Source organism: Desulfobacterales bacterium (assembly GCA_030066985.1).
Taxonomy (GTDB): Bacteria; Desulfobacterota; Desulfobacteria; order Desulfobacterales; family JAHEIW01; genus JAHEIW01.
Window position 1 is genome coordinate 23,683 of the sequence record JASJAN010000029.1, and the last position, 19,981, is coordinate 43,663.

Annotated in this window: 15 protein-coding genes, 2 tRNA genes and 1 pseudogene; 9 read left to right on the top strand and 9 right to left on the bottom strand. The window is 50.7% G+C overall.

Translation table 11 applies throughout. From position 1 onward, the window contains the following. Window positions 1–2 precede the first annotated feature (2 nt). Both QNJ26_15215 and QNJ26_15220 read left to right on the top strand, forming a co-directional pair. Entirely contained in the window at window positions 3–758 is a 756-nt protein-coding gene (locus QNJ26_15215; protein ID MDJ0986890.1) for a carbon monoxide dehydrogenase accessory protein CooC, read from the top strand. Continuing rightward, complete coding sequence (locus tag QNJ26_15220) at window positions 758–2,857, top strand: DEAD/DEAH box helicase (GenBank protein ID MDJ0986891.1); 2,100 nt, start codon at window positions 758–760, stop codon at window positions 2,855–2,857. Before QNJ26_15215 ends, QNJ26_15220 begins: the two co-directional genes overlap by 1 nt. Before the next feature lie 208 nt (window positions 2,858–3,065). On the opposite strand, the gene QNJ26_15225 is transcribed toward QNJ26_15220, so the two are convergent. After that, on the bottom strand, window positions 3,066–4,859 hold the full coding sequence (locus tag QNJ26_15225; protein ID MDJ0986892.1) for a PAS domain S-box protein: 1,794 nt from the start codon (window positions 4,857–4,859) through the stop codon (window positions 3,066–3,068). Window positions 4,860–5,428: 569 nt separating this feature from the next. Here QNJ26_15225 and QNJ26_15230 point away from each other — a divergent pair. From QNJ26_15230 to QNJ26_15255, 6 genes are all read left to right on the top strand, one after another. Beyond that, window positions 5,429–6,934, top strand: a complete 1,506-nt coding sequence (locus QNJ26_15230; protein MDJ0986893.1) for an SPOR domain-containing protein — start codon at window positions 5,429–5,431, stop codon at window positions 6,932–6,934. Window positions 6,935–6,950: 16 nt separating this feature from the next. Continuing rightward, window positions 6,951–8,789 carry a tetratricopeptide repeat protein gene (locus QNJ26_15235; GenBank protein ID MDJ0986894.1) on the top strand — a complete coding sequence of 613 codons (1,839 nt, stop codon included), beginning with the start codon at window positions 6,951–6,953 and terminating at the stop codon, window positions 8,787–8,789. A gap of 153 nt (window positions 8,790–8,942) precedes the next feature. Continuing rightward, a complete protein-coding gene (locus QNJ26_15240) occupies window positions 8,943–9,452 on the top strand; it encodes a NifB/NifX family molybdenum-iron cluster-binding protein (GenBank protein MDJ0986895.1) in 510 nt (169 codons plus the stop codon). Window positions 9,453–9,482: 30 nt separating this feature from the next. Beyond that, window positions 9,483–10,343: an ATP-binding protein gene (locus tag QNJ26_15245; GenBank protein MDJ0986896.1), complete on the top strand. Its 861-nt coding sequence runs from the start codon at window positions 9,483–9,485 to the stop codon at window positions 10,341–10,343. Window positions 10,344–10,359: 16 nt separating this feature from the next. Beyond that, window positions 10,360–11,226, top strand: coding sequence for a 4Fe-4S binding protein (locus QNJ26_15250; GenBank protein ID MDJ0986897.1), 867 nt, complete (start codon window positions 10,360–10,362; stop codon window positions 11,224–11,226). A gap of 25 nt (window positions 11,227–11,251) precedes the next feature. Further along, window positions 11,252–11,584, top strand: a complete 333-nt coding sequence (locus QNJ26_15255; protein ID MDJ0986898.1) for a NifB/NifX family molybdenum-iron cluster-binding protein — start codon at window positions 11,252–11,254, stop codon at window positions 11,582–11,584. Window positions 11,585–11,636: 52 nt separating this feature from the next. Here the strand turns inward: QNJ26_15255 and QNJ26_15260 are convergent. The 6 genes and pseudogenes from QNJ26_15260 to QNJ26_15285 all read right to left on the bottom strand — a co-directional run bounded on the left by QNJ26_15260 (window position 11,637) and on the right by QNJ26_15285 (window position 16,012). Then, window positions 11,637–11,724, bottom strand: a tRNA-Leu gene (locus QNJ26_15260). Window positions 11,725–12,114: 390 nt separating this feature from the next. Then, window positions 12,115–12,759, bottom strand: coding sequence for an L-threonylcarbamoyladenylate synthase (locus tag QNJ26_15265; protein MDJ0986899.1), 645 nt, complete (start codon window positions 12,757–12,759; stop codon window positions 12,115–12,117). Window positions 12,760–13,062: 303 nt separating this feature from the next. Continuing rightward, a pseudogene (gene purE / locus QNJ26_15270) lies at window positions 13,063–13,554 on the bottom strand (5-(carboxyamino)imidazole ribonucleotide mutase). A 139-nt stretch (window positions 13,555–13,693) separates the two neighbouring features. Then, on the bottom strand, window positions 13,694–14,449 hold the full coding sequence (locus tag QNJ26_15275; GenBank protein MDJ0986900.1) for a hypothetical protein: 756 nt from the start codon (window positions 14,447–14,449) through the stop codon (window positions 13,694–13,696). Window positions 14,450–14,453: 4 nt separating this feature from the next. After that, complete coding sequence (locus tag QNJ26_15280) at window positions 14,454–15,398, bottom strand: D-alanine--D-alanine ligase (GenBank protein MDJ0986901.1); 945 nt, start codon at window positions 15,396–15,398, stop codon at window positions 14,454–14,456. A 215-nt stretch (window positions 15,399–15,613) separates the two neighbouring features. After that, window positions 15,614–16,012 (bottom strand): DUF1992 domain-containing protein, encoded by a 399-nt coding sequence (locus QNJ26_15285; protein MDJ0986902.1) that lies wholly within the window; start codon window positions 16,010–16,012, stop codon window positions 15,614–15,616. 367 nt (window positions 16,013–16,379) lie between these two features. Here QNJ26_15285 and QNJ26_15290 point away from each other — a divergent pair, with 367 nt between their 5' ends. Continuing rightward, complete coding sequence (locus QNJ26_15290) at window positions 16,380–17,885, top strand: hypothetical protein (protein ID MDJ0986903.1); 1,506 nt, start codon at window positions 16,380–16,382, stop codon at window positions 17,883–17,885. Window positions 17,886–17,985: 100 nt separating this feature from the next. Here QNJ26_15290 and QNJ26_15295 read toward each other — a convergent pair. After that, window positions 17,986–18,062: transfer RNA gene (locus QNJ26_15295), tRNA-Met, on the bottom strand. Window positions 18,063–18,151: 89 nt separating this feature from the next. Continuing rightward, on the bottom strand, window positions 18,152–19,981 hold a 1,830-nt coding region (locus QNJ26_15300; protein ID MDJ0986904.1), incomplete at its 5' end, for a DUF3426 domain-containing protein.

Consider the following 19,981-nt stretch of genomic DNA (forward strand, 5'->3'; position numbering starts at 1 on the left):
TTATGAAACTGGCAGTCAGCGGTAAGGGCGGTGTCGGAAAAACCACATTTGCGTCTTTGATGATTCGAACCCTCAACGCCGAAGGAAAACGCGTTCTGGCCATCGATGCCGACCCGGACGCCAACCTGGCGGCCGGCGTAGGAATTGCCGATGCGGATAAAATCGTGCCCATCGCCGAAATGGAAGACCTCGTCTTTGAAAGAACCGGTGCCAAGCCCGGCAGCATCGGCGGATACTTCAAACTTAACCCCAAAGTGGATGATCTGCCCGATGAGATCTCGGTTAAGTTTGACGGCATCAAGCTGATGCGCCTGGGTGGCATTAAAAAAGGCGGCTCCGGCTGTATCTGCCCGGAAAGCTCGCTGCTCAGGGCCCTGGTCATGCACATTGTGCTGGCCCGCGACGAAGTGGTGGTCATGGATATGGAAGCCGGCATCGAGCACCTGGGGCGGGCAACGGCCAAAGCGGTGGACAAACTGATTGTGGTCGTGGAGCCAGGCCGGCGTAGTATCGATACGGCCGAGCACATCCGCAAGCTGGCCGGCGAAATCGGGTTGAGCCACATAGCGGTGGTCGGCAACAAAGTGCGCGGTCCCCAGGATGAAGCTTTCTTGAAAACTCACCTGGATGATTTTGAATTTTTGGGTTTTCTGCCCTATGACGAGGCGCTGATTGAAGCGGATCTCAACGGGGCCTCCCCTTTTGATGTGGACTCACCTTCTAAAGCCAAAGTCCAGACGATGATCTCAAAACTCTGATGGCAAAACGCAGCAAACGTTTCTTCCGGCCCAAGCGTTATCCCCGCAAGAAACCCAAAACATTCCACCTCAAGCCGGGCGCCGATACCAGACTGCGTAAAGTTTTTGCAGAAATCGGCGTGCCGGACAGCCCGGCCTTCACACCCGATGCCTTTCAACTGGATGCACTGGCCGCCATCGCTCAAAATGATTGCCTGGTTTCCGCACCTACCGGTTCGGGAAAAACCTGGATTGCAGAAAAGGCCATCGCGAGTATTCACGGCGAGGGCGGTAAATCCTGGTACGCCTGCCCGCTAAAAGCGCTGAGCAATGCCAAATACGCAGAATTCTGCACCATTTTCGGTCAACAGGAGGTGGGCATTCTCACCGGCGACCGCAAAGAAAATCCCGATGCTGCCATCATCGTCGGGACTACAGAAATCCTGCGCAACCAATTGTACGATGCCATGCACCGGGGGCAATTGTTGGCGGCTGATTTTGTGGTTTTGGACGAGGCCCATTTTTTAGGAGATACGGACCGCGGCGTGGTATGGGAAGAAATCATGATATATCTGCCGGACCGCATCCCGCTGTTACTGCTGTCGGCCACCATCGGCAATGCCGATCAAATTGCCGGCTGGCTGAGTTCGATCCGCTCCACCCGCTGCACGGTGATCAGGGAAACCAAACGCCCGGTGCCGCTGGTCCCCCTTTTTCTGCACCCCTCCGGCACCCTGCTGCCTCTGACCGAACCGTCCAAGTCGTCTGGCAAAGAAAAGATCACCAAAAAGGTCAATGAATATCTAAAAAAAAAGCGCTCGCGGCAACGCCGGCTGCCCGATCACCGCGTGCCGTTTGACGATGTCTTGCGAGTACTGCAAACATATGACCTGCTGCCGGCCCTTTTTTTCCTCAAATCCCGAGCAGACTGCGACCGTGCCCTGGAGCTGTGCCGGGGCAAACGCATGGCCGGGCAGGAGCGCAAGGCCGTTATCCGGGAGCGTGTCAGCGCATTTGGCCGTCAGAGCCCGCATATGTTAAAGCACCGACAGCGTTGGTTTTTGGAAAACCTGGCACTGGGCTCCCATCATGCCGGTCAGCTGCCCACCTGGAAACTGATGCTTGAACGGCTGATGAGCGATGGACTGCTGGATGCAGTGTTTGCCACATCCACTGTCGCCGCCGGTGTCAATTTTCCGGCCCGTACGGTGGTTTTTCTAAATTCCGACCGCTTTAACGGCACCCAGTTCCTGCCGCTGGACGCCACTGAATTTCACCAGATGACGGGTCGTGCCGGCCGCCGGGGCATGGACCATATCGGATTTGCCCTGCTGCTGCCGAATAAATATATGGATGTCCGCTGGCTGGCACAGTTATTTCAGCGCCCGCCGGAGGGTGTCAGTAGCCAGATCAGAATTAATTTTTCGATGGTGCTGAATTTACTGCTTTCGCATGATCCCGACCAGATCAGGGATCTACTCGAACGATCTTTTGCCGCTTATCTGATGGTCAAAGGCGGCCGCAAAAAATCCGGCCGCAAGCGCCGCCGTCTTTTGTGGGATGATTTTTCCAGCCACCTCAATTTTCTAAAAAAAACCGGTTTTGTGGACAAAAACGGCACCTTGACAGATGACGGCAAATGGGCCAGTCAATTGCGGGTGGACCAACCCCTTTTGATCGCCGAGGGCTTTCGACAGGGCCTTTTGCCGCAAAAAGATGCGCACCTTCTGGCCGGTGTGATCGCAGCCTTTGTCAACGAACGTGAATTTGACAGCAAAATTCCCAAAAAGCAGGTGCCCAAACGGCTTTGGGGCGCCTTTGACCGCGTGGTCAAAGGGCTGCGGCCGTTTGCCTGGCAAATGCTTGAAAAGGGATTTGAAGCCCGTGTACTGCATTTAAGGCCCATGATGGCTATTTACGCCTGGGCCAACGCCGAGCCGTGGGAAAAAGTACGGACTGTGGCTGAAATGGAGGAAGGGGATCTGGTGATGCTGATCCTGCGAACGGCGGATAACCTGCGGCACATTCGCAGACTCAAACGCGCTTTTCCGCAAGCCGCAGCAGCAGCCGATCAGGCCATCGAGCTCATTCTGAGGGAGCCGGTGATGTTCGAGTTGTAGGTTCTGGGTTCTGCGTTCAGGGTTCCGAGGTTCAAGGTTGCGGGGTGGATGTTGCATGTCTAAAGATAGATACAACAATGTTATTTCTGACTCAGTCCTCAGTTTAGCGCGGCGGAGCTTGCAAAAGCGAAGACGGATCCTCATCGCTCAGTCCTTCTGCAACCCTAAACCCATGAACCCTGAACCTTTGAACCTTGAACCTTGAACCCTATTTTTTAGCGATAATCCCCTGAATTTTCTCGGACAGCTGATTGATGTTAAACGGTTTCTGGATAAACCCGTCACAGCCACGCTCCAAGATTTTAGCGGCCTGGCCGTTGATGCTGTAACCGCTGGACAACAGCACCTTGACATGGGGATCTATTTCTTTGAGGCGATCAAAGGTCTCGCCCCCGCTCATACCGGGCATAATCAGGTCCATGATGACCAGATCGATGTCAGCAGACTTCCGGTGATAAATATCAATGGCATCCGGACCACTGGCGGCGGTCAGCACATCAAAACCCAGCTCTTGGAGCAGCTCCTGGCCCACGTCGATAATCATTTTCTCATCATCGATCAACAGGATAGTGCCATTGCCGGTCACCACGGTAGGCGCAACCGTTTCGACCTCGGGTTGGACTTTTTTGACCGAGGCCGGCAAATATATGGTAAAAGAGGTGCCCTGACCGAGTTCACTGTAAACATTGATATAACCACCATGATTTTTGATGATGCCATAGACCGAGGCCAGACCCAGCCCTGTCCCGCGCCCCATTTCCTTGGTGGTAAAGAAGGGTTCAAAAATCCGGGTCTGGGTCTCTTTATCAATGCCGATGCCCGAGTCGGTTACCGTTATCTTGATGTAATCTCCGGCTTCAACTTTATACGGCTGGCTATTGATAAAATCGGCACCGAGTACGATATTTTCGGTTTTTAAACTCAGCCGGCCGCCCTCGGGCATGGCCTGCCAGGCGTTGACGTATAGATTTAACAGGGCCTGTTCAATTTGACCGCGATCCACTTCAACCGTCCACAGCTGCGCGCCCAAATCCGTTTGAATTTGGATTTCCTTTTTGGTGCGGCCGAACATACTGGCTGATTTGTCAATCACATCGTTGATTTCCGTGGTAATCGCATGATATTTGCCCCGGCGGGCAAAGCCCAGCAACTGACGGGTTAACTCCGTGCCGTTTTCCACATAGGTCTCGATATTTTTAATTTTTTCGTAGCTCGGATGGCTGGATTCGGTCTTTATGGCCATCAATGAAGCATTTCCCTGAATTCCCATCAGAATGTTGTTGAAATCATGGGCAATCCCTCCGGCCAGCGTACCGATGGATTCCATCTTCTGGGCCTGCTGGACTTGGATTTCAAGTTTCTTTTTTTCAGCCTCGGCCACTTTTCGATCGGATACATCCCGCATGATGCCCCGAAAACCGCTAGGTGTATCACCGGTGTCTCGCAGCAAAGATACCGTCAACTCGAGCGCAACTTGCCGACCATCTTTGCCCAGTGCATCATAGTCGCCTACCCGTATGTGCTCGCCTGTTTTTTTGACCTGCTCGTAGATATCATCCATTTTGCGGCGGGTGGCTTCAGTGGTGAAGATGCTGATATTTTTGTCTTCCAGGTCCGAGCGCTCAAATCCTAAGATTTTACACAGCGGCTCGTTAAAAAAGGTCAGGTTGCCGTTCAGGTCAATTTCAAAATAGCCCTCTTCCAGGCCCTCGACGATCGACCGATACTTGGCCTCGCTTTCCATAAGTGCTTTGTCGGCCAGGCGACGCTTATTAAAGGTGTGCTGAAAGTGGGATGTGAATATGGCAAGCAAACATAATACCAGCAGACGGGTAAATACCTCAAACCGGTTGGGTCCCAGCAGATGCTGGATAAAGTTGGCCTCGGGCGCCATAAAAAAATACATAAAGGATTCGCATACCCAATACAGGGCGGCCAGTGCAATTCCGGTGACGACCATCGAATCCATAAAGGCATTTTGCTTTTCGGGTTTTCTCTTCACGCAGTCTTTCTCATTTTGAAATTTCGGGGTTGAAGCGTTCTTGCTTTCGTACTCTGGCTACTTGCTGCTAGCTGCTGGCAGCAGTAGAGCGCTACCTGCGCACAGATTCTTATCTGTCAATTTCGATCTGACTTCTGACATATGTCTTCTGTCTTCTGAACCTTGTAACCCTTTAATTTTATAATGAATGTGTGCAACTGTCAAATAAAATACAGACCGATCGATGTATGTCCCCGAAAATGCACCACTTAACACCATCAAAGATCACAATCCGCCGATGCACCATAGCTTAGCGCAAATCCGGTGCCGTTTGCATCAATATGAATTGCATTTCCACTAAATATTCGATATTCTAGCGTTACGTTTTAACAAATATATCAATCCTTTTCCCCAGAGTGCCCCAGCCGCAAAAATGTAAAGATATCCAGTTTTTTTACCTGGCCTTACAACAAATCACCGATTGAGCGGCTGTAAAGAGGTGTCATTGGGCTTAACATAAGGCAGACCTGAGATGCGCTGCCTCAGTTGCCATCGTGGGCACGTTTAAGACCTATCGTTTGGAGACCATTATGCGATCAATCAAACTGATTTTGGCCATTATCGCGATAGCCGTATGTTTAATAAATTCTGGAGCCCAGGCTCAGGATGAAGACTGGCACACAAAAGGCCGCAAGCTGCTCAGCCAGCACCGGTATGATGAGGCCATCGAGGCCTTTTCAACTGCCATCGATATCATACCGCGCGACTATCAGTCCTATAATTTCCGGGGCGTCGCCTATGCCCTAAAAAAAGATTTTGACAAGGCCATGGCCGATTACAACAAAGCAATAGACATTCGTCCTCGGTATGCAGAAGCGTATAACAATCGTGGATTCGCCCATACGCAGACCGGTAATTTGAAAGCCGCGCTAAACGACTATACCCGCGCGCTTGAAATCAATCCTTTCTTGGTCGATGCTTACAATAACAAAGCCTGGGTGCTGGCCACGGCCTCCGATCAGCGCATTCGGAACGGGGGAGAGGCCGTCCGCCTGGCCAAAAAGGCCGTTGAGCTTAAAGCGGATATCAATTCCATGGATGCCCTGGCTGCTGCCCATGCAGCCGTTGGTAATTTTGATACGGCTGTGGATGTCCAGAGAAAGGCCATTCAAAAACTGATGCTGGAAAATAAAACTGCAGATGTGCACAAATACCTGCTGCATTTGAAAAGCTATCGGGCACAGCAGGCGCTGCTGATCGATTATTCAGCCAGGGCCAAAATTACCGGTTCCCAAACGGCAAAGGCATCGCCCAAATCCAGCACTCCAAAAACGCCCGCATCAACGGACAAAGCACTGAAAACCGCATCCGCTAAAAATCCGCCAAAACCGAAAACCGCTCCAGCGAGCGGCAAAAAGCAGTCTAAACCGACTCAACCCGCGGTGTCTGCCAAATCAAAAAAAACCGTGGCTACAGCTAAGAAACCAACGCCAGCGGCCGCATCGCAGGACAAGATCGCCCCGACCAGAGCCGCCAAAGCAGCGCCGCCCGCTAAAGCTCAGAAAAAGCCTGTCGCCGCTAGAAAGCCTGAACCGGTAGTTGCGGCACCCGCCCGAAAAACAGCGGCCACGATAGTCAAACCCTTACCGTATACCATTCAAATCAGCTCATTTCGGGACCCGCAACAATCCATTCAGGTGGCCCGCAAGCTCAATACCAATGGTGACCCGGCTTTTACCAGTCCGGTGGATATTTCCGGAAAGGGAAGATGGTACCGTGTTTTTGTCGGCAACTATACAAGCCTGGCAGAAGCCCGCAGCGCGGCTGACGAGTTGAAACGCAGAAAATTTCGCTATGTGAATATCGCCAAAAAACCTTATACCGTTCAGATCGGCAAGCCAATCCCCCGGAATAAAGTCCGGCAAATTCAAACCGATCTAAAAGCCAAGGGCTACTTCAGCTACCAGCTGCCGTCAAAAACCGACCCGAATCAAATTCGTATTTTAATCGGCGCCTTTGCAAACAAAAAGGCCGCCGCAGGCCTTGTGCGACAGCTTACAACAGACGGCTTCAATCCTGAAATTGCTATAAAATAAATGCGGTGTCCGAGCGATGAATGCCAAAACAGATTTATCCGCGTTTCTCACCAAATACGAAAATCTGTGCCTGTTGTCCCTTGTACTTGTGGTTGTCGTCATTTACGCCCATACCCTTGACGGTCCGTTTGTTTTTGATGATAGACCCAACATTGTTTCAAATCTTCATATCCGCATGTCCGAGTTCTCGTTTAAGAACCTGGCGGATGCGGCCTTTAAAAGTCCGGCTAACCAGCGGCCCCTTTCCAACATCAGCTTTGCGCTGAACTACTACCTGCACGGCTACAACCGGACAGGCTTCCACCTGGTCAACATCCTTATTCATATCGGCAGCGGTATATTTCTATATATTTTTGTCAAGACCACCTTGGGTACCCCGAACATAAGGTTAGACGCCGATCAGCGATTATGGATCGCGTTCTTCACCGCGGCCATCTGGATGGTTCACCCACTGCAAACCCAATCTATTAGCTATGTTGTACAGCGTATGAATAGTATGGCCGCCATGTTCTATGTCTTATCGATGTTGCTCTACGCCCGCTTTCGACTCTGCGAACGTCGGAAACAGAAATGGAGCTTGCTGGCAGGCTGTATTATAGCCGCATTACTGGCGCTGGCATCAAAGCAGATCGCCGCCACGCTTCCCTTTGTGATTTTGGCCTATGAGCTGTATTTTTTCCGACAGGCACGCTCCAAGATTTACATCGCATCATTGATAGGATGTTTTCTGCTGACAATCGTGACCGTCCTCATTTTGCTGGGTGGCGATCCAATCGATCGAATCTTGATGGGTTACGAACGTCGTGAGTTTACGCTTATCCAACGCCTGTTGACACAGCCACGGGTCGTCCTGTTTTATCTGAGCCTTTTGATTTGGCCGTCTCCGTCCCGGTTGAATCTGGATCATGATTTTGCACTCTCCCACTCACTGATGGATCCGATCAGCACCGTTTTGGCCATATTGGCTCTTGCAGTCATGATTCTGATAGCTGCCATAACGGCTAAAAAACAACCGCTGGTGTCATTTGGTATCGTCTGGTTTTTTACCAATTTGGTCATTGAGTCCTCAATTATTCCGCTTGAAATCATTTTTGAACATCGCACCTATCTTCCGTCGATGATGTTGATCCTGACGATGGTTAGTGTTGCCTTTAAGGTCATCAGACTCAAATGGCTTTGTGTTGCTTTACTGAGCATCTTGACTGCTGCAGGATCGATTGGAACTTATACGCGTAACCAGGTTTGGACAAGTGCCGTTACCATTTGGCAGGATAGCGCATTAAAATCACCGCAAAAGGCACGTCCCTATAACAACCTGGGTGTCGCTTTAGCCTCTGTCGGTCGGGTGAATGAAGCATATCAAATGTACCGGCGGTCGTTGCAAATCAAGCCGGATTATGCAACAGCCCATTATAATTTGGGCTATACTTTGGCCAAGAACGACCATTTCAAAGAGGGCCTGGTTCACCTCAATGAATCTTTACGCCTCGAACCGAACAACAAAGACACTCTCAATGATATAGGCGTTGTCATGGTCATGCAGGGACGTTTGAATGAAGCCGTTGATCACTTTAAAGAAGTGTTGCGACTTAACCCTACCTATTCTCGCGCCCATAACAATTTAGGAATTGCACTGGGAAGACAAAACAATCTTACCGAGGCCATTTATCATTATCAAGAAGCCTTAAGGCTATATCCCGATTATGCAGAAGCACACAACAATCTTGGATTAGCTTTGCAACGTCAGGGTAAATTTGAGGCTGCCCACCATCACTTTGATAAAGCCCGACGCATTGACCCTGGCAATTCTGCCGCCCACAAAAACTACAAAGACAATCAGAAAAATCTAAAATAAAATCAATCAGGGCAACCGGCGAATTCATTCAAATACGATACAAGCGCCCTACTCTTCCTATTTTCATCGACTGGTCCATAATATTTCTTGACATTCAACCCGCTTGGGTTTATTTTTATTATGAGCATATGCCCATAACAAGGAGGTTGTGTCATGAAAATTGCCATCAGCTCTTCAGGTAACAGTCTGGATTCTGCCCTTGATCCTCGATTCGGCCGCTGTGCCTATTTTCTGATCGTCGATCCGGCGAATATGGACGTTGAGATTTTTGACAACCAGAGCGCTGCCCAGGGGAGTGGCGCCGGTATCCAGGCCGCTCAACTTCTGGCCGGCCAAAACGTAGACGTCATCATTACCGGTCATGTAGGCCCCAATGCGGTCCAAACACTAACCACCGCCGGCATCGACATTTTTACAGAGCAACAGGGCACCATCAAGGAGGTGATCGCACGCTTTAACAGCGGCAGTCTCAAGCCCACGAGCCAAGCCACGGTCGGCAGTCATTTTGGCATGGGAACAGTCAGCTCAGCAGGCGGTCGTATGGGTGCTGGAAAGGCATCAGGTGGCTACGGCGGCCGCGGAATGGGCCGTAGCGGCACCAGTGGAATGCGTCAGGGCACCGGCCGCGGACAGGGGCGCGGCGGCGGGATGCGGCGCAATTAGAAGCGCATTCAAACAAAAGGATGAGGTCACATGATCGTCAGCATTGCCAGCGGAAAAGGCGGAACTGGTAAAACAACCGTGGCGACCAATTTGGCTCAATCGTTGGGTGCCCGCGTTCAATTGCTGGACTGTGATGTGGAAGAGCCCAATGCCCACCTGTTTATCAATCCAACGTTTGATGAAACAGAAACGGTATATTTGCCGGTTCCAAAAATCGTCGACGATAGGTGCACCTATTGCGGCAAATGCGCTGAAATCTGTCAGTTTAACGCCATCGCGGTGGTCAATCAAACCGTATTGGTTTTTAGCGAACTTTGCCACAGCTGCGGCGGCTGCCAGCAGGTATGCCCGGAGGGTGCCATTCAAGCGGGCCGGCGAGAGCTCGGCGTGATCCAAAGAGGACGCAGCAACCGCATCGAATTTGTTCACGGCCGGTTGCGGGTGGGTGAAGCCATGTCTTCGCCTTTAATAAAAAAAGTGCGCGCCTATCAAAATTCTGAAAAACTGACCATTATTGACGCCCCGCCGGGGACTTCATGCCCGGTAATCGCAGCGATGAGAGAGAGTAATCTTGTGCTCCTGGTCACCGAGCCCACGCCTTTTGGTCTTTACGACTTAAAATTGGCGGTTGGCGCGGCTGAGATGCTCAGAATCCCTCTGGGATTGGTCATCAATCGAGCGGATCTGGGAGATGACAGGGTCAAAGAATATGCCCAAGCAATGAATTTGCCGATATTATTGGAAATCCCTTTTGATCGTGACATTGCCGAGGCCTATTCAAGAGGAAAGATGATCGTGGACATAATGCCGCAGTGGAAAAACCGCTTTTTAGAGCTCCACGACAAAATCAGGCATCTTTCCAATAACCGAACACCAAACACGAAACATTAAACACCAAATACCAAACATGAAAGAACTCATTGTCATCAGCGGAAAAGGCGGCACCGGTAAAACCAGCTTTGTTGCTGGATTTGCATCATTGGCCGAAAACAAGGTTCTGTGTGATGCTGATGTGGATGCTGCAGACCTGCATTTGATTTTGAACCCGCTGGTTTCTGCCCGGGCGGATTTTAAATCGGGTCACACGGCGGCCATTGATAAAAACACTTGCGACCAATGCGGTCTGTGCAGGGATATTTGCCAGTTTGGTGCCATCGATGAAAATTTTAACATCAACCCCATTGATTGCGAGGGTTGCGGCGTGTGTGTCTATTTTTGCCCGCAAAAGGCAATTGATTTTCCGGAAAATACCTGTGGTGAATGGTATGTTTCCGGGACGCGCTTTGGCCCCCTGGTGCATGCCCGCCTCGGAATTGCTGAGGAGAATTCCGGCAAATTGGTGACACTCGTGCGACAGGAATCCAAAAGACTGGCAGAAATGAAAGAGATTGGCCTAATTCTAACAGATGGCCCGCCCGGTGTGGGCTGTCCAGTCATCGCCTCGATCGGCGGTGCCAGCGCCGTGCTGATTGTGGCTGAACCGACCCTTTCAGGCATTCACGATATGCAGCGGGTCATCGAACTGGCAAATCATTTCAAAGTCCCGGGTATGGTGTGCGTGAATAAATACGACCTTAATTTGGATCTGACTGGCGATATTGAAAATTTTGCTCGCGGGGAAGGCCTGGCCTGCCTGGGAAGGATACCGTTTGATCCAATATTTACCAAGGCCATGGTTCAAGGCCAATCCATTTTTGAATACCAAAAAAATTCAAACGCCGCCCAGGCTTTAACGATAATCTGGAACAGCTTATCAAAAATACTCAACATCTAATAATTAAAGCAGGAGGATATTGACTATGAAAATTGCCATACCATTGGCCAATGGAAAATTAACTGTCCATTTTGGGCATTGCCAGGAATTTGCACTTGTAGAGGTTGAAGGCGAACAAATCAGAAAACAGGAAACGCTTGTTCCTCCGCCGCACGAGCCCGGAGTGCTGCCGAATTGGCTGCACCAGCTGGGCGCCGACGTGATCATTGCCGGCGGCATGGGGCAACGCGCTGTTGGCCTTTTGGGCGACAAAGGTATCAAAGTGATTACCGGTGCACCTGAGCTGCCGCCGGAGAAACTCGTTCAAAGCTACCTGGACAACACGCTGATGACCGGTATTAATGCCTGTGACCATTAGTGAAGAACAAACAAAGGGTTGGCGACAGATCGCCAACCCTTTTTGGTTTTAATGGTGCCGGGGGCGGGAATCGAACCCGCATGGACGTAAAGTCCGCTGGATTTTGAGTCCAGTGCGTCTACCAGTTTCACCACCCCGGCAATCGGAGCTTATATAGGCAACTTGAAGGTAGTTGTCAATACTTCGGTTTGGGATCTGCTTTACAGATTGGATTGAATCTTATTTTTATTTATCTGACAGGATTTACAGGATTTTGAGGATATATTTCTTAGTCGCCCTCCAGACGAGAGCGACTAAACTCAATCCGCTTTCAGCGGAAAAAAACCTTCGGCCATGCAATTTAAGCTTAAAATGGGCTCCTTAGTATTAAAACACCATCTTTGATGGCAAAAGCTCGGTGAAACTCGCCGCAGGCGATAGGGTTTGGCCGTTCTCTTCCGGAGAACGGCCAAAAGAAATCCTGATAATCCTGTAAATCCTGTCTAAAAGCCTTCTACGAGTCGTGTGAGCATTTATTTTTTAGTTGACGCCTACCTTTGAGAGAGGCAATACCGGATTTCTTCAGCAGAAACCTGCCCTTCGCGGAGGATTTGTGGTGGGTTCTGGGTGATGTCGATGACCGTGGATCCGACACCGCCTTTGAGCATGCCGCCATCCAGAATCAGATCCACCTGCCCGGCGATGGGGTCGTCCAGATCTTCGACCCGGTGACATCCCGGACGTCCCGATATATTTGCACTGGTGCCGGTAAGCGCCGTGCTGCTCTGACTGGTTAGCGCATATGCCACCGGATGCCCGGGCAGACGCACTCCGATTTTACCGCTGCCGGCGGTTAATTGCTGCGACAGGCTTTTGCGGGCTTCAAAGACCAGGGTCAGCCGGCCGGGCCAAAATGCCTGCATCAGAACATCGGCGACCGGCGGAATGCTCGCCGCCAGCTCGTCAAGCCGCTGTTTGGAATCAATCAACGTCAGGATCGGATTGTCGGCCGGGCGCTGTTTGATAAGAGATACCCGCTTGACCGCGCTGGCATCAAAGGCGTTAGCGCCCAACCCGTAAAGGCAGCGGGTGGGAAACACCACCACCCCACCCTGCTGAATCACATCAGCCGCCTCTTCGATAATTGCAGGCTCGGGCTTTTCGGAATTGATCCTTCGAATGTTTGATGGATTCATAGAGTGGATTGATTTTTTTATTAACCGCAGACCCACGCAGACGGACGCTGACCTTTTTGCCGGTCGACTCGCCCGGCAAAAAACACGTCAATCGCTGCGCGATAATTTTTTAATGTATCTTTTGAATTTAGGTGGTCACTTTAAAATATCGCGGTTATTTGCTCCCATATAATAAAACCTGTTTGCCCGCAGGGTATGCAGGTTTTCCTCCCGACAGGTCGTCGGGAGGAAAGAATACTGTCTGCGATTGCCTGCGTGAGTCTGCGGTTAAAATCGCTTCCCCAAATTCCTGTCTAAGAAATTCTACAAGGATTCTTCGAGTTTTTTGGCTTTTTGCTCGACTTTGATGGCCATGTCCTGCTTAAAAGCCTCGAACCGGGCAGCCAGATCGTCATCTGCCAGGGCAAGGATCTGTACAGCCAGTATGCCGGCATTTCTGGCGCCGGGTTTTCCGATGGCCATGGTCGCTACCGGGATACCGGGCGGCATTTGCACCGTGGCCAGTAGAGCATCCAGCCCCTGCAGGCAGGAAGAATCAATAGGGACACCGATGATCGGAAGGCTGGTGTGGGCGGCCATGGCGCCGGCCAGATGGGCGGCATGCCCAGCACCGGCAATGATCACTTTGATACCCCGCTCGCGGGCGGTCGTCGCCCAATTGGCAGCCCGTTGCGGGCTGCGGTGGGCGGATGCCACCGTCATTTCAAATGCCACGCCGAATTCCTGCAAGATGTCCGAGGCTGCTTTCATCACTTCCAGGTCAGAATCGCTTCCCATGACAATGCCAACTTGTGGTTTAGTTTGCGCGCTCAATTTTCCTCCTTCTTTGAATTTAAAGATAGCATGAATTTTCTCTCGCAAAGGCGCAAAGGCGCTAAGCACTTATTGCATTTTTATTTTTTTTCTTTGCGATCTTCGCGTCTTTGCGTGAGTTTTAAACATCTATACTTTTCCCTGCTAATTTTTCCAGCACAGCCATTTTTTTCTGATCCAGCTCCGGCCTGCTGATCTGGGCCCCTCTGATACCGCCGTTTAATGCGATCTCCGACAGATAACAGGTGTCGTTTTCCAAAACCATCAGATCAAGGTGGGCATACGGAAAATTTCCGCGCTGCATGATCGTGCGGCAAAACGCTTTTTGATGTGCTTTTAACGCATACACTGAACTGGTACCGCCCTGCGTTATGTTTACCCTGAAGTTGTGGGGATTATGGCGCGTATAGGCTTCAACATAATCTTCCACGATGATGATGCGAACATCGGTAAATTGTTCCTGAAAGGGCTGCAGCACAAACGGATAGGACGATTGATCCAGGGCCATAAAACTGTACAGGGTTTCCATGGTTTCCCAGCGGCGGATACCATGACCGCAGTGCATGCCGTCTTGCTTGGTGACCACCGCCCCGATATCCTGCCGATTATAGGCATTCAAGGCTTCGATTAAATCGCTGCGACGCGGAATCACCCGCGTGTGCGGCAGCATCCAATCTTTTAAAACAAACGCCTGGGCAACTTTTGAGCTATTTAAAATTTGCGCCAGAGCTGAAGGCAGACAGCGAATACCGCGCTCAAGCATATCGATCAGCATCGTCTGCTTCAGATATTTCAGCGACAGAATGCCAATAAAAACATCGCCGCCGGACAGTTCATGGTAACGCGCCTTTAGTTCCCGGTTACTTTTGACTATCATAAGCTTACCGTCTGTTTTGATGATCTTCGATGCACAGCGTGATGAGTTCGTCGAGAAGCCCGCTGAAGCTGAATCCGGCAACCTGAGCTGCCTGGGGCAAGAGGCTGGTTGCGGTCATCCCCGGAATGGTGTTGGTCTCCAGAACGTAGATCTGATCTGCTTTTAATATCATATCCGTGCGGCTGTAACCCTTGCAAAAAAGGGCGCGGTGGGCTGTTTTGGCATATTCCTGGGCGGTTGATGTAATTTGATCATCAACTCGCGCCGGGCAGATTTCCTGGGTAACGCCGGCCGTATATTTGGCCTCATAATCGAAAAATTCATGTTCATCATCTGGAATGATCTCAATCAACGGTAAGGCCTGCAGTTCTTGGTTGCCAATCACACCAGCGGTCAGCTCGATACCGTCAATGTAACTTTCGAGCAAAACGGTGCTGTCGTGGGTAAATGCTTTTTCCACTGCCGCAGACATCGCATCTTGTGATTTTACAATGGTCATCCCCACACTGGAGCCCGCCTCGTTGGGTTTGACAACCAACGGCAGACCGAGCTGCTTTTCCCAGGCCGTCGGATCCATCGAACCGCCTTTTTGCAGCGCCAGATAGGGCGGCACCAGCAGACCGGCTTTTTCATACAGATATTTGGCAGCCAGCTTATTCATGGCAAGCGAGCTGCCCAGCACGCCCGACCCCTGATAGGGGATATTGAGCAATTCAAGCAGGCCCTGAACCGTACCATCCTCTCCATAAGGGCCATGCAAAATGATCAGCGCCGCATTGATTTGGGGCGCATCCTCAACCAGGCGCGCCAAATCGGTTTTCGGGTCATAGCGGATGATCTGATATTTGTCCTTATCCAAGGCCGCATACACCTGATCCCCGCTGTTCAAAGAGACTTCGCGTTCTGAAGACACCCCGCCTGATAGTAAGGCCAACGTCAATTTCCCCATGGCTTCTACCCCTTCATAAAAGGTTTCAGGTGTTCCGCCGTAGGCGGATTCAGATGTCAGTCTGCTGGATTCTGGCTAATAGACTCTGGCTGCTGGCTTCTGATCGCTAACGGCTGGCTGTCAGTTACTGATCACAGGCTCTTAGCCAGTAGCCAGCAGCGAGAAGCCAGAGGCAAAAATAGCTGGAACCTGACACCCGCATTAAACCTTAATAATTACTTGCGTTTTTTGCGATGTGAATCGGATGATTCGAGCTTATCAATCAGTTTTTCCGAATATTTCTGAGGTTCTTCGAATTCGATGGAGGTGCCCCGCAGGGTATTTAGCTTCATGATCAGAAAATTGAGCTTTTTAATCGCACGATATTTCTCGGTGGTATCCGTCATTGCGCCCAGGAGTTCTTCCGTTTGCCGAATCTCCTTCTTTAATTCGAGCTCGGGGGGGATGCAATCGGCATTTTTTAAAATCTTATAAGCCAGACGCAATTCTTCGGCCACGGTTTGATCGTTTAAAAGATCTAATGGCTCACCACTGCCTTCCAGATTTTCGAATTCACCCTTCTTTTGTGCTTTGCGAATGCGCTCTTCGACAATTTTGGTAAATCCCGGTAACATATTCGTTCCAGAGTGTTGTGTATTTGGTGGTTGGTGTTTCGTACCTGGTGTTTTATACCATTTTTATGAATTTTATCAAACAAAATTAAACCACCTATATGGCTCCAGGCCTCTTGCGGCTTGCTTCTCGCTTTTTGCTCTGACAAACAACGATTGTGTATTTATTTTAATCAATTATGATAGGTTTAAATGAGAGCAAGAACTCGATTGCCATATGCTGGCAGCCAGTATCCGGTAATCAAAAGCCAGCTGCCAGAAACAAGTAGCCAGCAGCCAGAAAATAGATTTGACCCTGCCGCCTGCAATTTGTTAATGAAAGCCTTGTGTGTTTCGCAGTTTGAAAAAAATGCCCTGAAAGGAACCGTTCATGAAAAAAATCGCCTTTGCCGGTACTGATGGCCGAACCCTGTTGAGCGCGTTGGTCGTATCCACTGCCACCAGCGAAATTTATGAAGAGTCCTATCAAGGCGTTGTCGTTCGAGGAACCCCCTCGATGCCAAAATTTGCAGAAACCATGAATTGGCCGATTGTGTTCATTCCAACAGAGGGAAATTCTTACGATGAATATGCAGCGGCCATCATTGAGGCCCTCAAGTCCGGTGCCATCGACTATGTTGTTCCGATGCCAGAGGCGCTTTTATTTGACGGGCTGGTGGATGAGGTGGAGTCCGCCGGTTTTGGCGATCGCATCGTCGGCCTTAAAAAAGATGCCGCTTTCATCGAAGGGGATAAAATCAAATGCAAAGAGCTGTGCCAACAGGCCGGCATCCCGGTGGCGACTTCCTGGGAGGCCGTGGATGCCAAAGCGTACGACACCATCCTGCATACCTGTCTGGACTACATTCAGCAATATGGCGGGGCCGTCTTAAAATATCCATACAGTGCCGGAGGAAAAGGCGCCCGCATCATTTTAAATTCCTGGGAAATCAGAGAAGTCTACGATACCTTAATTAAGGATTATAAGCGCGATTATAAGAAAATGTACGGCGCCAAAGGGCACTGGCCACTGCTCATCGAAAGTCTGATGTCCGGGGTTGAGATTAGCTTTACGATTTTGGTGGACATAAACGGCAACTTCCAGATCCTGCCCACTGCGATGGATTACCCTGAACGTTTTGAGGGGCCGGCCAGCAAGACCAACCCCATCACCGGCGGAATGGGCGCCATCTCACCGCACCCGATGGAAACGCCCGAATTGATTCAAATGGCCGGCGATCTGATCGCCCGACCCCTTGTTGACATTATGAAGGAAAATGAATACCTGCGCCCGTGTATCCTGTACCCGGGGTGTTTCGTCTCGCTGGACAACAACAAACAACCCACCCATATCCGGGTTTCTGAAATCAACATTCGGCCCGGCGAACCCGAAGCCCAGCCGGTTGCCCGCCGCTTGAGAAATCTGGGCGTGCTCATCGAGGCCATGTTTGATGGCCGTCTTGATCAGGTCAGACCGGAAGTCAGGGAGGATCAACTGGCGATCTGTGCCGGTCTGGTAACCGGCCCCGGTGGGCCGGACGGTCAAAAGGGTTATCCGTGGTCCTGTACCAAAGGTGAGCCGGTTGAGATTGATTTTAATTATATTCGCAAAAAGAGCATCCAGATTATTCCGTCGGCAATGACCTGCAATGCGGATGACAATCAATTCAAGTCTGACGGTACCCGTGTCGCCTGGTTGAATGCCAATGTCAGAATCAAGCCCGATGAAAACCGGGGTGAAGTGGCGGAACGGTTTCGCAACAAACTCCTTTCCGCCTTTGACAATGGCAAAATCCGCGTCATACCTAGAGAAGACCCTGATGGCAATCGATTGGATTTGAGGCGGGACATTGGAACACATTATTTGGTGGCTGAGAAGATATTCCCGGAAAAATAAAAACCCTTCAGGATTTCGTTTATCCTAGAAGGGCTTACAAGCTTTAAACGTTCTGCACAAAGTTTGATCGGGTTTTATCGGGCCGCCACCAGACGGTAAATGGTGGCGATGCAGGGACTTGAACCCCGGACACTGCGGATATGAGCCGCATGCTCTGACCACCTGAGCTACATCGCCACAACCACCCGCCAACGGTATACTTCACCGGATTTCCGGCGAAACCTCCTCTTAACAACTCACCGGTGGCAAGTCAAGCTAAAAGGGTGTCAGGATGAGGATCCAGCCACCTCCACGGTATATTCATCCAGGTTAGGCGGCAATTGATTGAATACAATTAAGAAAGGAATTGTCTTGCCGGTCTGGACTTTCACGTTAGAACGCTTGTCCCCAGATCGATTTTGCAGCCGTTTTTTAATGTCCGCCATACCCATGCGTTGAAGATCACCGTCGCTGATCGTATTGCCGGCATAAACAGTGGCTGAGTTGGCCAGGCTTTTACCTTTTTGAAAAATTTTACCGGTAACTTTGATATTGCTGCGGGGATGATCATATTCGTTGCGGACTTGGCCGGTGATCACTAAAATCCTGCCCACCCTATTATTGTCAACAAACTTATATGAGATCGTCCGGCTCATGGGTGTAATCATCAGGTTGCCAGCCGTATCCTGGACTTTGGGCTTTGCCAAATCGCTTAGATAGGGAATTTTGATATCGCTGATATACGGAATATGGACATCGCTGACGTATGGAATTTTAACACCCAGGGTGTTGGTCACGATGATGCCGACCAGGCACAGTAGAAAAATCAGCGCGACTGCCATTAAGGGCTTGCGGGCGCTTCGCTTTTTCGCGGGAGCCCCCATTAGCACATCCATATCGTCCATCGCATCGGTTTGCTCATAGATATCATGGGTTTCAGCAAATTCTTCGGTGGCAAACTCTTCGCTGGTGGCTCCCAGGTCGGCGCTGTCTGACAGATCATCCTGGATCTGGGTGGCGGCTGCCTGGGTTGCGCCAAATTGCAAAGTTTCTTCATCCGAGTCCAATAGATTGAAATCGAGATCTTCTTCGCCGGATGCTGCACCTTCCAGCTGCGCGTCGCCTTCTTGCACATCCGCATCCAGGTCTAAATTCAGCTCAAGTTCGGAGTCCACAGACTGGGTCGCCTCATCCATGACCGCTTCTAGATCGAGTTCGACGACTTCTTCAGCATCTGAAGCTGCATCGTCACCGCCCTCAAGCATTTGTTCGATATCTAAGAATTCGGCATCGTCACCCGCCCCAGGCTCAGCGCCGGCTGTCTCAGGCTCCAGATCCAAATCCAGTTCCAGCTCATCCGCATCTTCAGTAGAAGGCTTTTCATCGGATTCCAGCATTTGTTCAAGATCTGACATATCCAGTTCATCGGAGGCCTGGGCGGCTTCAGCTGGAGCTGCGTCGCCTGCATCTTCATCGACTTCAAATTCAAGTTCCAGATCATCCTCCGCAGCAGCTTCCGCCGGTTCGTCTGAATCCATAATTCCTTCAAGATCTGAAAAATCCAATTCATCATCGGCATCGAGACTTTCCTCAGCGGCCACCGCTGACGCCTCCTCAGGCAGTTCTTCATCCAGATCAATATCCAGGTCAAGACTATCTAAGGCTTCAGCACTCTGATCTTCCTCGGCTGGTTCTTCAGTGGATTCAATAATACCTTCTAACTCTGATAAATCCAGTTCATCACTATCTGGTGCGCCAGCATCCAATTCGGCGGCCGGAGATGCCGTTTCCGGCTCCGGTTCTAAATCAAGATCCAGGTCTAAATCGTCCGCAGCTTCGGAGACGACATCTTCGATCGGGGTATCGGTTTCGTCTTCGACCAGGTCGTCAAGATCCGCCATATCAAGCGCTTCACTGCCATCGTCAGCAGCAATAGCCTCGGTGGCGGCAGGTTCAGCTTCATCAGGTTCAAGTTCCAAATCCAGGTCTGGGTCGGCTTCCGCAGCTGCTTCGGACGTTAGACCCTCCAATTCAATATCATCATCGGTGGCGACAGGTTCAGCTTCATCAGGTTCAAGTCCCAAATCCAGGTCCGGGTCGGCTTCCACTGCTGCTTC